The sequence below is a fragment of the Actinophytocola sp. genome, assembly GCF_049647105.1.
Taxonomy (GTDB): domain Bacteria; phylum Actinomycetota; class Actinomycetes; order Mycobacteriales; family Pseudonocardiaceae; genus Actinophytocola.
In genome coordinates, this window is the sequence record NZ_JBARWZ010000100.1 from 1 (window position 1) to 14,239 (window position 14,239).

At 70.3% G+C, this 14,239-nt stretch carries 11 protein-coding genes; 8 read left to right on the forward strand and 3 right to left on the reverse strand.

Annotation, left to right across the window (positions count from 1 at the left end; translation table 11 throughout):
• Positions 1 to 371 precede the first annotated feature (371 nt).
• The 5 genes from WBA97_RS12330 to smc all read left to right on the forward strand — a co-directional run bounded on the left by WBA97_RS12330 (position 372) and on the right by smc (position 6,344).
• Positions 372 to 899: a hypothetical protein gene (locus tag WBA97_RS12330; protein WP_424230896.1), complete on the forward strand. Its 528-nt coding sequence runs from the start codon at positions 372 to 374 to the stop codon at positions 897 to 899.
• A gap of 90 nt (positions 900 to 989) precedes the next feature.
• Positions 990 to 1,271 carry an acylphosphatase gene (locus WBA97_RS12335; protein WP_424230897.1) on the forward strand — a complete coding sequence of 94 codons (282 nt, stop codon included), beginning with the start codon at positions 990 to 992 and terminating at the stop codon, positions 1,269 to 1,271.
• A 90-nt stretch (positions 1,272 to 1,361) separates the two neighbouring features.
• Positions 1,362 to 1,901, forward strand: a complete 540-nt coding sequence (locus tag WBA97_RS12340; protein ID WP_424230898.1) for a sigma-70 family RNA polymerase sigma factor — start codon at positions 1,362 to 1,364, stop codon at positions 1,899 to 1,901.
• The gene (locus WBA97_RS12345) at positions 1,898 to 2,623 is read left to right on the forward strand and encodes an anti-sigma factor family protein (protein WP_424230899.1); all 726 of its coding nucleotides are present in this window, start codon (positions 1,898 to 1,900) and stop codon (positions 2,621 to 2,623) included. The genes WBA97_RS12340 and WBA97_RS12345 overlap by 4 nt, the downstream gene beginning before the upstream one ends.
• Positions 2,624 to 2,720: 97 nt before the next feature.
• Positions 2,721 to 6,344, forward strand: a complete 3,624-nt coding sequence (gene smc / locus WBA97_RS12350) for a chromosome segregation protein SMC (RefSeq protein WP_424230900.1) — start codon at positions 2,721 to 2,723, stop codon at positions 6,342 to 6,344.
• 65 nt (positions 6,345 to 6,409) lie between these two features.
• Here the strand turns inward: smc and WBA97_RS12355 are convergent, their stop codons facing one another.
• Positions 6,410 to 6,862 (reverse strand): hypothetical protein, encoded by a 453-nt coding sequence (locus WBA97_RS12355; RefSeq protein ID WP_424230901.1) that lies wholly within the window; start codon positions 6,860 to 6,862, stop codon positions 6,410 to 6,412.
• 198 nt (positions 6,863 to 7,060) lie between these two features.
• Between WBA97_RS12355 and WBA97_RS12360 the strand changes: the two genes are divergently transcribed.
• Both WBA97_RS12360 and WBA97_RS12365 read left to right on the forward strand, forming a co-directional pair.
• Positions 7,061 to 7,999, forward strand: coding sequence for a GNAT family N-acetyltransferase (locus WBA97_RS12360; RefSeq protein WP_424230902.1), 939 nt, complete (start codon positions 7,061 to 7,063; stop codon positions 7,997 to 7,999).
• A gap of 218 nt (positions 8,000 to 8,217) precedes the next feature.
• Positions 8,218 to 9,498: a hypothetical protein gene (locus WBA97_RS12365; protein ID WP_424230903.1), complete on the forward strand. Its 1,281-nt coding sequence runs from the start codon at positions 8,218 to 8,220 to the stop codon at positions 9,496 to 9,498.
• Between the two features lie 170 nt (positions 9,499 to 9,668).
• Here the strand turns inward: WBA97_RS12365 and WBA97_RS12370 are convergent, their stop codons facing one another.
• Together WBA97_RS12370 and WBA97_RS12375 are read right to left on the reverse strand one after the other, a co-directional pair.
• Positions 9,669 to 11,300, reverse strand: coding sequence for a sodium:solute symporter (locus tag WBA97_RS12370; protein ID WP_424230904.1), 1,632 nt, complete (start codon positions 11,298 to 11,300; stop codon positions 9,669 to 9,671).
• 139 nt (positions 11,301 to 11,439) lie between these two features.
• Positions 11,440 to 12,591, reverse strand: coding sequence for an anhydro-N-acetylmuramic acid kinase (locus WBA97_RS12375; RefSeq protein ID WP_424230905.1), 1,152 nt, complete (start codon positions 12,589 to 12,591; stop codon positions 11,440 to 11,442).
• A 225-nt stretch (positions 12,592 to 12,816) separates the two neighbouring features.
• On the opposite strand from WBA97_RS12375, the gene ngcE reads away from it, so the two are divergent.
• Complete coding sequence (gene ngcE / locus WBA97_RS12380; protein WP_424230906.1) at positions 12,817 to 14,238, forward strand: N-acetylglucosamine/diacetylchitobiose ABC transporter substrate-binding protein; 1,422 nt, start codon at positions 12,817 to 12,819, stop codon at positions 14,236 to 14,238.
• The last annotated feature ends 1 nt before the right edge of the window (position 14,239 follow it).

The window sequence follows — 14,239 nt, forward strand, 5'->3', positions numbered from 1 at the left end:
CCTGCTCGTCGGAGAGCCCGATGCGCAGGTCGTTCTGGTCACCGGCCGGTGCGGCGGCGTTCGCGAACACCGTGGCGGTGCCTGCGACTAACGCGCCGGCGACTAACGCCGTCAGGGTCGGCAGCACGGGTCTCCGTGCACGGGACGAGGCCACGGCGCGAAAACGTACCACGAATGGGTGAACTTGATAACAGAAGAGTGACAATCGATCCACCAAAACAACCATCACCGCAGGCAGCCTGCGCGAATCCCGGACGGCGTCGGTTCCGAAACCCCAACTCGGCGGTCCGGAACCGTGGACTCGCGAGGGTTGTGCTTGCCGGGGACGAGGAACGGCCCGCCGAGAGGTCTCGGCGGGCCGTTCCGGGCAAGTGACGCTGGATCAGGACGTTGTCGAGGAGCTACCTGAGCTGCCGCCGCCCGGCGTGGTGGTGGTCGTCGGGGGCGGCGTGGTGGTGGTCGTCGTGGTAGTCGTCGTCGTGGTGGGCGGCGTTGGCTTCGGCGTCGTCGGTCGCGGCGTCGTCGGCTCCGGCGGCTGCGGATCGTTCGTCGGCTCGTCGTCCGTCGTCTGGCGCGTCGTGGTGGTGGTGGTCGTCGTGGTGGTCGTCGTGGTCGAGGTCGTCGTCGGTGACGTCGTCGTCACATCCGTGGTGCTGTCCACCGACGTCGTGTCCCGCACCTCGATGGAGTCGCTGGTGCGCTCCGGCTGCGCCTCGCCGCTCTGCCCACCCGCGAGCATGGCCACGGTCGCGAACGCGGTCGACACGACCACCCCGGCGACACTGAGCGCCAGATACGGCGTGCGACGCAGGGCGCCACCTTCTTCGCTGGGCGGTGCCTCGTCCATCCGGTCCTCTGGTCCGAGCATCCCCGAAGCCCTCCTACAATCGCTGCGGTGACGGAGCGGTCACTGCAGGCAGCGCATCACAGCGCGGTAACTTATCAGCCTTACTGAGCGCAACTTCAGACGAGCAGGAATCTCACGTTCCGTGGTTGACATACACGTCCGGCTGACGGCCTGGGTGCACGGCCGAGTGCAAGGTGTCGGGTTTCGCTGGTGGACTCGCGCCCGCGCGTCCGAGCTGGGCCTGCGGGGGTACGCGAGCAACCTGACCGACGGCCGTGTCGAGGTCGTCGCGGAGGGATCGAAGGAAGACTGTTCGGGCCTGCTCGACCTGCTGCGGAGCGGCACCACCCCGGGCCACGTGGACCTCGTCGTCGAACGCTGGTCGGCCGCCAAGGGCAATGTGACGGGGTTCGCAGAGCGCTGAGCGGAGCTTGCGGAGCGATCATCGTGGCTGAGCGGAGCTTGCGGAGCGATCATCGCTACTGAGCTGCGGGTCGGCTGAACCGTTCAGTGGGTGACCGCGTATGACTGGGGCGTGGGGAACACCCCGGACCAGGAAGACGAGCTCATCCGTGAGCTGTACAGCCGATACCGCCGGCCGCTCTACGGCTACGTGCTGCGCGCGGTCGGTGGCGACCACCAGTACGCCGAGGACATCGTGCAGGAGACGCTGCTCCGCGCGTGGCGCAACAGCGACACGCTGAACCCCGAGCACGCCGGGCCGTGGCTGTACACGGTCGCGCGCAACCTCGTCGTCTCCGGCTACCGCAGGCGGAGCGCGCGGGTGGACGAGGTACCGATCCTGGAGCGGGACTGGCCGCGTCCTGGCGACGACTTCGACCGCGTGCTGCAGGGCTGGCAGGTGGCCGAGGCCATGCGGGCGCTGTCCGCCGATCACCGCGCGGTGATCGGCGAGCTGTTCTACCGCAGGCGGACCATCGCCGAGACCGCGCGGGTCCTCGGTGTCCCACCGGGGACGGTCAAGTCGAGATCGTTCTACGCGCTGCGAGCGCTGCGCGACGCACTGGAGGAGAGAGGGGTGACCGAGCCGTGACCTGCCCGCACACCATGACACTGGGTGTCTACCTGCTCGGCGCCCTCGACCCCGCTGAGCGCTCCGAGTTCGAGTCGCACCTCTCCTACTGCGACATCTGCCGGGTCGAGCTGGTCCGCCTCTCGCCGCTGCCCGGGCTGCTGAACCAGATCACCCCGGAGGACTTCGCCGCCGACCTGCCGCCGACCGGCGTGGCGGGCGCGTCCGTCATCACGCAGGCCCAGCCGATCACCGAGCCCGTGTCGCTGCCCGAGCCACTGCGCCCGCTCTCCGAGCCGCGCGACACGCCGGTGGCGGCGCTGCCGGACCCCGGGGGGCGACGGCGGTACTGGCGGGTCTACGCGGCGGCCGCCGCGGTCGTCGTGCTCGCGGTGGCGGGCGTGTTCGGCTGGCGAGCGTTACGCGAGCCACCGCCCGTCGAAGGCGTCACGTGGAGTACCGAGGCAGGCACGACGAGTGTGCGGGCACGCCTCGTCGATCACGAGTGGGGCACCGAGGTGCTGTCGGAGGTCCACGGGCTTCCCCCAGGTCGGCAGTGCTATCTGAAGGTGTACGACCACTACGGCAAGTTCGAGGTCGCCGGCTGGTGGGGCACCGACCACGACCCGGAGGCCGAGATCCCGGCGAGCACCTCCATACCGCGCGACAAGATCGAGAAGTTGGAGTACCTGCTCGACGACAAGGAGACGGTGGTCGCGACCATCCAGGCGCCAGGACGCTGATGACTCGGGCGGCACCTCCCACGGACACGGAGGGCCCACGGGTACCCTCGGGCGGATAGAGCGGCCACTATTGGCTACCTGAGAGGTCCAGAGTCTCGTGCATTTGAAGAGCCTCACGCTCAAGGGCTTCAAGTCGTTCGCCTCGGCGACCACGCTGCGTTTCGAACCCGGGATCACGTGTGTCGTCGGCCCGAACGGCTCCGGCAAGTCCAACGTGCTCGATGCGCTGCGCTGGGTGATGGGTACCCAGGGCGCGAAGGATCTGCGCGGCGGCAAGATGGAGGACGTCATCTTCGCCGGCACCGCGGGGCGCGCCCCGCTCGGCCGCGCCGAGGTCAGCCTCACCATCGACAACTCCGACGGCGCGCTGCCGATCGAGTACACCGAGGTGTCGATCACCCGCCGGATGTTCCGTGACGGCGCGAGCGAGTACGAGATCAACGGCAACACCTGCCGCCTGATGGACATCCAGGAGCTGCTCTCCGACTCCGGCATCGGCCGCGAGATGCACGTCATCGTCGGGCAGGGGCAGCTCTCCCAGATCCTGGAGGCCAAGCCGGAGGAGCGCAGGGCGTTCATCGAGGAGGCCGCAGGCGTTCTCAAGCACCGCAAGCGCAAGGAGAAGGCGCTGCGGAAGCTCGACGCGATGCAGGCCAACCTCACCCGGCTCACCGACCTGACCGCCGAGCTGCGACGCCAGCTCAAGCCGCTTGGCAAGCAGGCCGAGATCGCCCGCAAGGCGCAGTCCGTGCAGGCCGACCTGCGGGACGCGCGGCTGCGCCTGCACGCCGACGACCTGGTCAACCAGCGCTCGGAGATCGCGAAGGAGCAGGCCGACGAGGCCGCCGCCCGCGCCCGCCGCCACGAGGTCGAGCAGCTGCTGGAGGTGGCCGACGCCAAGCAGACCTCCCTTGAGGACCAGCTCGCGGTCGACGCGCCGCGCCTCGCCGCCGCGCAGGACACCTGGTACCGGCTGTCGGCGCTGGAGGAGCGCCTGCGCGGCACGGTCCGGCTCGCCGTCGAGCGGGAGCGGCACCTGTCGGCGGCCGTGGAGACGCAGTCGGGTGGCCGGGACCCGGAGGAGCTGGAGTTCGAGGCCGAGGAGACGGCCGTCCGCGAGGCCGAGCTGGGCGAACACGTCGAGGTGGCCCGCGGGATGCTCGGCGAGACCGCGGAGCGCCGCGCCGAGCTGGAACAGCAGGTGCAGGCCGCCGAGCGGGCGCACATGGCCGCCGTGCGCGCGGTCGCCGACCGCCGCGAGGGCCTCGCGCGCCTCGCCGGGCAGGTCGAGGCGCTGCGCAGCAAGACCAACGCCACCGCGGAGGAGATCGAACGGCTCTCCACGACCCTCGCCGAGGCGACCGAGCGGGCCGAGCTGGCCGCCGTCGAGCTGGCCGAGGCGCAGGAGGAGACCGGTATCGAGGACTCCGACGACGCCGGGCTCGCCGAGCGCCACCAGCGTGCCGTCGAGGCGCAGAAGGCGGCGCAGGCCCGCGTCGAGGAGCTGGTGGCTGCCGAGCGGACCGCGGAGAAGGACATCGCGTCGTGGAAGGCCAGGGTCGACGCGCTGTCGATGGGCCTGAACCGCAAGGACGGCGCGGGTGTACTGCTTGCCGCCGGTGACCGGCTGCCGGGCCTGCTGGGTTCGGTCGCGGCGCTGCTGACCGTCGAGCCCGGCGCCGAGGCCGCACTGGCCGCCGCGCTGGGGCCGGTCGCGGACGCGGTGGCCGTGGCGTCCGGCGACGACGCCGTCGCCGCGCTCGACCTGCTGCGTGGCTCCGACGCGGGCCGCGCTGGCATCGTCGTCGGTGGGTTTGGTCACCACGACCGGACCGGCTGGCCCGTGCTTCCGCAGGGCGCCCGCTGGGCGGTCGACCTGGTGCGCGCACCGGAGGCGCTTCGACCCGCGGTCGGCAAGGCCCTTGACCGGGTGGCGGTCGTCGAGTCGCTGCCGATCGCCCGCCTGATCGTGGCGGCCCACCCGGCGGTCCGGGCGGTCACGACCGAGGGCGACGTGCTCGGCGCGCACTGGGCGGTCGGCGGCACGTCCCGCGCGCAGAGCGTGATCGAGGTGCAGGCCGCGGTCGACGAGGCCAACGAGAAGCTCGCCGCCGCGGAGAGTGCCGCCGAACGGGCCTCGGCCGCGCTGACCGGTGCCCGCGCCGAGCAGACGGCCCGGCTGCAGGAGGCACAGGCCACCGCGGAGGCCAAGAACGAGGGCAAGGTCCGTGCTGCCCGTTCCGCGGAGCGGCTGTCCAGGATGCGGACCGCGGTCCGGTCCGCGCAGGCCGAGGCCGAGCGCGTGCAGAACCAGCGGACCCAGGTCGAGCAGGCGCGGGAGCAGGCGCTGGTCAAGCTCGCCGAGCTGGAGGAGCGCCTGACCGTCGCCGAGGACGAGACCGTGCTCGATGACGAGCCGGACACCGTCGAGCGCGACGAGGCGAGCGCCGCGCTGGCCACCGCCCGCCAGCAGGAGATGGACGCCCGGCTTTCGCTGCGCACCGCGGAGGAGCGGCACCGCGCGCTGTACGGCAAGGCCGAGGAGCTGCGCAGGGCCGCGCGTGCCGAGCGGGAGGCGCGGGAGCGGGCGCGGCGGGCCATGGCGCAGCGGGCACACGGGGCCGCCGTCGCACGGGCCGTCGTGGAGAGCGGTGAGCTGGCCCTGGAGCGGATCGCGCAGTCGCTGGCCGCGGCCGCCGGCGAACGGGACACCGTGCAAGCCGACCGGTATGACCGCGAGCGGGTGCTGCAGGAGGTCCGCAACCGGGTGCGTGAGCTGTCGACCGAGCTGGAGAAGCTGACCGACGCCGTGCACCGCGACGAGGTCCTGCGGGCCGAGCAGCGGATGCGGCTGGAGCAGCTCGAGACCAGGATCGCGGAGAGCTTCGGCATCGGCCTCGACGACCTGGTCGCCGAGTACGGCCCGGACGTGCCGGTGCCGCCGAGCCCGGCCGAGGTCGCCGAGTACGAGGCGGCCAAGGAGGCGGGCGAGACGGTCAGCGCGCCGCAGCCCATGCCCTACGACCGGCCGGCACAGGAGCGCCGCGCGAAGCGCGCGGAGCGCGACCTGACGCTGCTGGGCAAGGTGAACCCGCTCGCCCTGGAGGAGTTCGCCGCACTGGAGGAGCGCTACAAGTTCCTGTCAACGCAGCTGGAGGACCTGAAGGCGACCCGGCGCGACCTGCTCACGGTCGTGAAGGAGGTCGACGACAAGATCCTCGAGGTGTTCACGTCCGCGTACCACGACGTGGCCCGCGAGTTCGAGACCGTGTTCGCCACGCTGTTCCCTGGTGGCGAGGGCCGGATGATCCTGACCGAGCCGGAGGACATGCTGACCACCGGCGTCGACGTCGAGGCCCGCCCGCCCGGCAAGAAGATCAAGCGGCTGTCACTGCTGTCCGGTGGCGAGAAGTCGCTGGTGGCGGTGGGCATGCTGGTCGCGATCTTCCGCGCCCGCCCGTCGCCGTTCTACGTGATGGACGAGGTGGAGGCGGCCCTTGACGACGTCAACATGCGTCGGCTGATCGGTCTGCTGCAGGAGCTGCGCAGCAACTCGCAGCTGATCATCATCACGCACCAGAAGCCGACCATGGACATCGCCGACGCCCTGTACGGCGTCAGCATGCGCGGCGACGGCATCACCCAGGTGATCTCGCAGCGGATGCACGGCGAGGACAGCCCCAAGCTCGTCGCGGCACCCGCGCCCCAGCCCCAGAACTGAACGGACGAGAAACGCCCCATCCCGGTTCGTCCGGGAGGGGGCGTTTTCCTTGGTGCGAGGGAAGATCAGGCGGCGTACGGGGTCGCGCCACCGACCGGCTTCGGCGCCGCGCGGAACGTGAGGAGAGCCGCCACACCGGAGACGATGGCGGCGATCAGACCGAGGAACAGGCCGAATCCGGGGGAGATGTACGAGTCGAGCGTCACCAGGCGCAGCAGGATCAGCAGGATCGCGACTCCGGACAGGATCAGCCAGGTCATGGCGAGTCTCGGCACCTCGACTCCCACGTGGGGAAGGAAGACGAGCACACCGGCGGCGACGAGTAACAGGACTGAGAACCAGCCGAGGAAGCCCACGTTCCAGGCACTCGCGGTGGTGTCGACCACCATGCCCAAACCGAATTCGTCTTCGAGGTCGAGCGATGCCCAGGTGAGGAAACTGAAGATGAACGCTGCGAGGCCGGCGCCGATGCCTGCCCATTCAAGGGTCGTAACCCGCTTGACATCGAATTCAGCCATCACGCAACTCCGGTTTTAAGTGTTCGGGAGACCGTCCAACATGGACGATGACGAGGAGCAAGTATGGAGCATCTTTGGCCTGGTGACGTAACGGATGGGCATCAACTTCGCAGGTGTGCCCGGTCGGTCGCACGGTACTGCCCGACGGGGCAGAAATGAGTTCGCGCGGAGTGGGTGCGGCAGTTCAGGATTTCGGACATGTATGACGTTCGCACCGCGAACCCGGTCGATCTGGAGGCCGTGATCGCGTTGGTCACCCGGCTGCAGCAGGAGCCGGCGCACCGGGTCGCCTTCCATGGTGAGACCCCACAGGAGGTGGCCGAGGAGCTGGCCGCCATCGAACCGGGATGGCCTGCGTGCGCGGTGGTCGCCGCCGACCGCAACGGCCGCGTGCGGGGGGTCCTGTCCGTCGAGGTGGACCACGGGCAGCGGCGCGCCTACCTGTATGGGCCGTACGTGGACGTGCCCGCCAACCACCCCGCGGCGGGCAACCTGTGGCAGGCCACGGCCGACTCGATGCTCGACCAGGCGCGGTGGCTGCCCGCGATGGCGGGCGTGCACACCCTCGAACTGTTCGGCCACCGCGAGAACCGCCTGCTCGCCGACTTCGCCACCCGGCACGGGTTCACCGCGGCCATGAGTACCCGCTGCTACACGCTCACCGCCGCGCCGCTGCGCAGCCTGCTCGTCCGCAACACCCCCGACGACCGCGTCGTCCCGCTGCCCGCCGACCCGGCGGTGCGGGCCGCGGTCTCCGCCCTGCACGACCGGTGTTTCCCCGGCGCGCCGACGACCGGCGCCCAGCTGGTGACCGGCGACCGGCACACGGTGGTGGTGCTGGCGGGGGAGAAAGGGCTGCTGGGGTACGCGGCCGGGTACACGCAGGCGGAGGAGTACTACGTCGACATGGTGGGCGTCGCCGAGGACGCGCGGTCGTGCGGGGTCGGCAGGTCGCTGGTGCGGCGGCTGCTCGGCGAGCTGTCCGGTGCCGACGGTGTCCGGGACCGGGCGGCCGCCCTGATCCGGACCGGGAACGACGCGTCGGAGCGAATGTTCACCAAGCTGGGCTTCGAGTTGGCGGAGGAGCTGGTGAGCTACCAGGCCGACGTGACGAGGGCGCACCGCCGAGCGGTCTAGTGCCTGTCCTATGGATCTTTGTGCCGAGGGTCCGAACCTGACCATCAGTGACCTCAGGGGAACGTGACGGCACCCAGCCACTAACCACCCACGGTCCGAGGATGCGCTGGGTCGAGACCAACACTTTGAATTCCGGGGAGGCGGACTAGCCCCTGCAACGGCCGGCTTTTGCTGCCCGTGCGCGGTGGTCCACCGGCGCGGGACACTAGGTTGTGGTGATGACCGTCGACCTGGACGACTTCGAGGACGCCGAGGACCTGGCCGCGTTGCTTGGCCTGCCGGAGCAGTTGCCCGCACTGCACGTGCCGCCCCTCGATGAGCTGGCCGTGACCGCCCGGGAGAGTGCGCTGCTGCGGCGCGTGGGTGCGCTCGCCACCTGGGTGGGGGAGCGCCGGGAGGTCACCGAGGACGGCGACCTGACCGGCCCCGACACCGCGGAGGCGGCGGAGCGGCTGGGCGTCGGCCAGGCCGAGCTGCTGCTGTGCTGGGAGGTGGCGCTCGCGACCGACCTGGTGGTCGTCTCCGAGGACGGCGAGGCGGACGCGAACCCGGATCTCTGGTCGACCGGCGACGACCAGGAGGACCTCGGCACCTGGACGGCCGCGTTCACCCAGGTCCTGCCGAGCCTGGAGATCGACGCCGAGCTGGCGGGCGAGGAGGACCTGGACTTCGGCGCGCTCGGTTCGCTGGTGCTGCCGATGTTCCTCATCCGCACGCTGGGGGTGCCGGTCGCCGAGCTGCGGGAGATGGCCCGCGAGATCGCGACCGAGCACCTCGAGGACGACGTGGCGTGGGACGGGTGGGTGGCGGCCCACGGCGACCCCGCCGCCGTGCTGCTGGCCCGCCTGGCCGAACACGGGGCGGTCGAGGTCGAAGAAGACGTGGCCCGCCTGACGCCGCTTGGCCTGCTGGCGATGCGTGAGGAGCTGGTGGAGGGCGGCATCGACATCCCGCTCCTGCCGCCGCTGGCGGACATGACGGCCACCGACCTCCTGTCGGCCGTTGGCGGGCTCACCGACGACGAGCTGACCGAGCTGACCGACGCGTGGCTGGGGCGTGCACAGGCAGACGAGCGGGCCGCCGCCGAACTGCTCGCCGCCGCGGCGCAGGCGCATCCGGAGGCACGCCTCCACGCGACGACGGTCCTTGGCGACGTGCCAGGCACGCCGTGGGAGTCGGTGCTGGACGACGAGGCGCTGCGCGCGTACGCACTGGTCGCGCTGGACCGCGAACTGGCACCGGCGGACGTCGCGTGGCTGGTGGTGGACCTGGTGGCGGCGACAGCGGACCAGCTCGGCGCGTACGACGCCACGGCGGTCCCGGAGCTGTTCGGCGCGGTGGTGCCCGAGGGGCTGGGCGAGGAGGTCCTGGCGGTCGCGTGGCGCCTGCCGCACCCGGAGACCTTCGAGGTGCTCACCCTCATCGGCAACCACCACCCGGACAAGCAGGTGGCGAAGGCCGCCCGCACCGCGGCGCACAAGGCCCGCTCGGCGGGATGAGCCCGCTCGGCCACCCGCCCGCGCGGGCGGGTGGCCGAGATTGGCTGCTAGGCGCAATGCCGGTCGTTTAGATGCCTGGAACCCCGATTGTTGATCTTGATCGGGCCTGTTTTCGCTGGTCGCTGATCGCGAAGTTGATCTTGTGTCGCCTTAACCGACCGGCATTGCTGCTAGGCGACCTTCGCGGCCGCCGTCTCGTCCTCGGTGCCCGGTTCCTGCTCGCGCGGGTGGCGCAGCGAGAGCAGGCCGCCGACCACCAGCGTCACGATGACCCCGAGCGGGGTGTACCACCAGGTCGACAGCGTCCGCACGCCCTCGGCGGGTGCCGCGGCGGAGAAGTCGATCTTGATCGAGGTCCACTCCGCGTACCCGTTGGCGACCGGATCCGCCGCCGCCGACGGGCCGGCGAACTTCACGCCGAGGATGACGAACGTCATCACCGCGACCGTCGCAGCGAACGCGACCAGAGCGTCGAACTGCCTGGCCCGCTTGAAGATCAGGCCCAGCAGGAACGCGCCGAGCAGCGCGCCGTAGGTGTACCCGGTGATTCCCAGCGCCTGCACGACGATCGGGTCGGCGGTCGTCCGGTTGGCCGTCGCGAACAGGCCTGCGCACACGATCAGCAGCCCGGCCCACACGACCGTCCAGATCCGGCCGAGCCGCAGCCGGTCGGTGTCGGCGAGGGTGCGCTTGGAGATCCGCTCGTACACGTCGGTCACGGTCGCCGACGCCAGCGCGCCGAGCGACGACGACAGCGCGGCCGCCAGGATGCCCGCGATCACGAACCCGGACAGGCCGGACGGCAGCTCGGTCACGATGAAGTTCGCGAACAGCTCGTCCTTGTTGCCCAGGCCGAGGCCGCCGTCGGCGGTGGGGTCGGTCGGCACCGCGGCCTCGTAGAAGGCCCACATCATCACGCCGATGAACAGGAAGAACGCGAACTGGAAGAACACCACGACGCCGCTCGCGATCAGCGCCTTCTGCGACGCGCGGACGTCCCCGGTCGACATGAGCCGCTGCACGATCAGCTGGTCGACGCCGTGGGAGGCCATCGCGAGCAGCGTGCCGCCGAAGAACGCGGCGAGGAACGGGAAGCCGCCGGTCAGCGGGTCGGACGAGAAGTCGAACAGCTGGAACTTCGACGCGTCGACGGCCTCGCCGAACCACCCCGACGGCAGCACCTGCGCCAGCGCGACTACCACGACGATGCCGCCGAGGACGTACCAGAGCATCTGGATCGCGTCGACCCACACGACCGCCCGCACGCCGCCGACGAACGTGTAGAACACCATCGCGATCCCGAGCACGATCACGATCGCCCAGTACGAGGCGTTCACCCCGTACGCGGCCAGCACCACCTTGATCGGGATGGCGGTGGCGAACAGCCGGATGCCGTCGGCGAGCAGCCGGGTGAACTGGAACGTCACCGACGCGGTCGCGCGCATGCCGTCGCCGTACCGCTTGCCGAGGAACGCGTACGCGGTCACGAGGTTGCCCGCCACGTAGCGGGGCAGCAGCACGAACGACACGATGATCCGGCCGACGATGTACCCGAGCGCCAGCGTCAGGTACGTCATGCCGCCCGCGGCGGGTGGCGCGAGGTAGGCCACCACGGGCACCGATAACACGGTGAGCGTCGACGTCTCCGCCGAGACGACCGACAGGCACACGACCCACCACGAGATCTTCTTCTCGCTGACGAAGTAGTCGGTCGCCGACTTCTGCCTGCCACCGATCAGGACACCGATCAACGGCATCCCGACCAGAAAGATCACGATGATCGCGATATCAAGTGCGCGCACTGTTCCGCCTCCCCGGAATTAAAGGTGTTGGTTCCGATCCAGCGTTGCTTGCGGGTCGTGGTGGTTGGTGGTTGCTTGCCGTCACGTTCCCCTGAGGTGACTGCTGCTCAGGCGCGGACTGTGCACAAAGCGGCACGCTCTAGCCCACCTTGTCGTGGGCACGGACGCGCAGGCGTGTGACCTGGGTCGTCGCGGGGGTGGGTAGGCGCAGCGGGTCGCTGCCCGGGGTGATGGTGCCGAGCAGTCGCGCGCCGCGTGCGCCCGTGGTGCCCGTCGTGTCGGCGGGCGACCCGGCCCAGGTCAGGAAGCCGAGCAGCGCCGTCAGGTACGCCTCCTTGGCGTCCGACGGCAGGCCGAGACCGTCGCTCGTGTCCAGCGTGGCCGGGGCGAGCCGTCTGCGAAGGGCGGCCATCAGCGTCGGGTTTCGCACGCCGCCACCGGACGCGACGACCCTGGTCACGCCGTGTGCCTTGCACGCGTCGGCGACCGTCGTCGCGGTCAGCTCCACGAGCGTGGCGAGCAGGTCGTCGCCCGCGACGTGGCCGACCTTGGCCAGGGCCGACGTGAGGTGCTCGGCGTGGAAGTGCTCCTTGCCGGTGGACTTCGGCGGCGTGAGCCCGTAGTACGGGTCGGCGAGCAGGACCTCCAGCAGCTCGGGCACGGCCGTGCCCTGTGCCGCGAGGTCGCCGTCGACGTCCTGGTGCCACACCCCGCCGGAGATCATCCGCGCGGCCGCGTCGAGCAGCGCGTTGCCCGGCCCGGTGTCGAACGCCAGTGCGGGCTCGTCCCGCGCGACGACGGTGATGTTGGCGATACCGCCGATGTTCAGCGCGGCGGTGATCTCGGGGCTGTCCCGCAGCCACAGGCGGTCGAGGACACCGGCGAGCGGCGCACCGTGCCCGCCCGCCGCGATGTCGCGGGCCCGCAGGTCGGACACCACGGGCAGCCCGGTCGCCTCCGCGATCCACGCGGGCTGGCCGAGCTGCAGCGTGCCGAGCGCCTTGTCGCCCTCGACCCAGTGGTAGACGGTCTGCCCGAGCGACGCGACCAGGTCGGCGCGCCCGTCGGCGAGCGTGGTGAACGCGTGGGCCGCGGCCGCGGCGAACGCCTGCCCCACCTCGGTGTCGAGCTTGCACACCTGCTCGGCGGTGGTCGTGTTCGGCGGCAGCGCGCCGAGCAGTGCGGTGCGGAGCTCCTCTGGGTAGGGCAGCTCGGTGTGTCCGACGGGCAGCAGCTCGACGGTGTCACCAATCAGCCGCAGTTCGGCGACGCTTGCGTCCACGCCATCCATGGACGTTCCGGACAGAAGTCCGATCACCCGGCACGTAGTCACGGTTCAGTAGCTAGTGGACACCACTCGACCACGCAAGACGCATGGTTAGTTCTTGACCAAATCGATGTCCAATGTGGTTGAGTGTTGGCGGCGGAAGGTATAGACCAGGGCGATAATGTGTCACCCTGCTGTCGGGGACCGGGTTCTCCAGCGGTGACGATGCCAAGACCACGAGGAGCGAGCATGACCAATTTTTCGGCGGACTGGAGCAGGAGAAACTTCCTGCGGGGAGCGCTCGCCACCGGCGCGCTCGTGCTGCCGGGGACCGGCTTCCTCGCCGGTTGCGCCACCTCCGGCGGCGGCCAGGAACAGACCGAGGGCGAGAAGACCGCCGACAACCCGCTCGGTGTGCCGACCGACCAGCCCCTCGAGATCTACATCTTCAACGGCGGGTTCGGTGACAAGTACGCCACCGGCATCCACGAGCCGATGTACAAGAAGAAGTACCCGGACGCCACGATCAACCACAAGGCCGAGGTCGACATCGCGGGTGCGCTGCAGTCCCGCTTCGTCGGCGGCAACCCGCCGGACTTCGTGAACGACTCCGGCGACGGCCAGATCCCGCTCGGCCAGCTCGTCTCCGACGACCAGCTCTACGACCTCACCGACCTGTTCGACGCGCCGAGCTGGGACGACTCGGGCAAGAAGGTGCGTGACACGCTGGTGCCCGGCGCGATCCAGCAGGGCACCTTCGGTGGCAAGCCCTTCGTGCTGCACCTCGCGCTGACCGTCTTCGGCCTCTGGTACAACAAGACGCTCTTCGACAAGAACGGCTGGGTCCCGCCGAAGACGTGGGCCGAGATGACGGCCCTGTCCAAGGAGATCAAGGGCGCGGGTGTCGCGCCGTGGGCCTACCAGGGCGTCCACGCCAGGTACATGACCTGGCCGCTGCTCACGATGGCCGCCAAGCTCGCAGGCCCGGACGTCCTCAAGGGGATCGACAACCTGGAGAAGGGCGCCTGGCAGCACGAGGCCATCAAGGAGTCGGCCAACGCGCTGCTCGGCCTGCGCACCGCTGGCTACTACCTCGGCGGCACCGAGGGCATGGACCACATCCAGTCGCAGAACGCGTGGAGTGAGGGCAAGGCCGCGTTCATCCCGTGTGGCTCCTGGCTGGAGAGCGAGCAGAAGGACGTCACGCCGGAGGGCTTCGAGTTCGCGTTCACGCCGGAGCCGCTGCTGTCCGACGACTCGGCGATGCCGTTCGAGACCATCTACGCCTCGCCCGGCGAGCCCTACATCGTGCCCAAGCAGGCGAAGAACCCGCGCGGTGGCCTCGAGTACATGCGGATCATGCTCTCCAACCAGGGCGCGAAGGGCTTCACCGAGGAGGTCTCGAGCCTCACCGTCGTCCAGGGTGCCGCCGATGGCGTCGAGCTGCCCCCCGGCCTCACCTCCGCGAAGACGGCGCTGGGCGCCGCCGGCGACAACATCGTCAGCTGGATGTACCAGACCTGGTACGCGAAGATGTGGAACCCGGGCATCAACGCGCACATCGGTGACCTGCTCGCCGGCCGCAAGTCGGTCGACGAGTTCACCGCGGCCTGCGAGGCGGAGGCCCAGAAGGTCCGCGACGACGACTCGATCACGAAGTACACGCGTTAGC

Bases quoted from the DNA above. Each gene is read 5' to 3' on its own strand.
- WBA97_RS12355 (WP_424230901.1), bottom strand. From the start codon at position 6,862: ATGGCTGAATTCGATGTCAAGCGGGTTACGACCCTTGAATGGGCAGGC.
- WBA97_RS12360 (WP_424230902.1), top strand. From the start codon at position 7,061: ATGTATGACGTTCGCACCGCGAACCCGGTCGATCTGGAGGCCGTGATC.
- WBA97_RS12365 (WP_424230903.1), top strand. From the start codon at position 8,218: ATGACCGTCGACCTGGACGACTTCGAGGACGCCGAGGACCTGGCCGCG.
- WBA97_RS12375 (WP_424230905.1), bottom strand. From the start codon at position 12,591: ATGGATGGCGTGGACGCAAGCGTCGCCGAACTGCGGCTGATTGGTGAC.
- ngcE (WP_424230906.1), top strand. From the start codon at position 12,817: ATGACCAATTTTTCGGCGGACTGGAGCAGGAGAAACTTCCTGCGGGGA.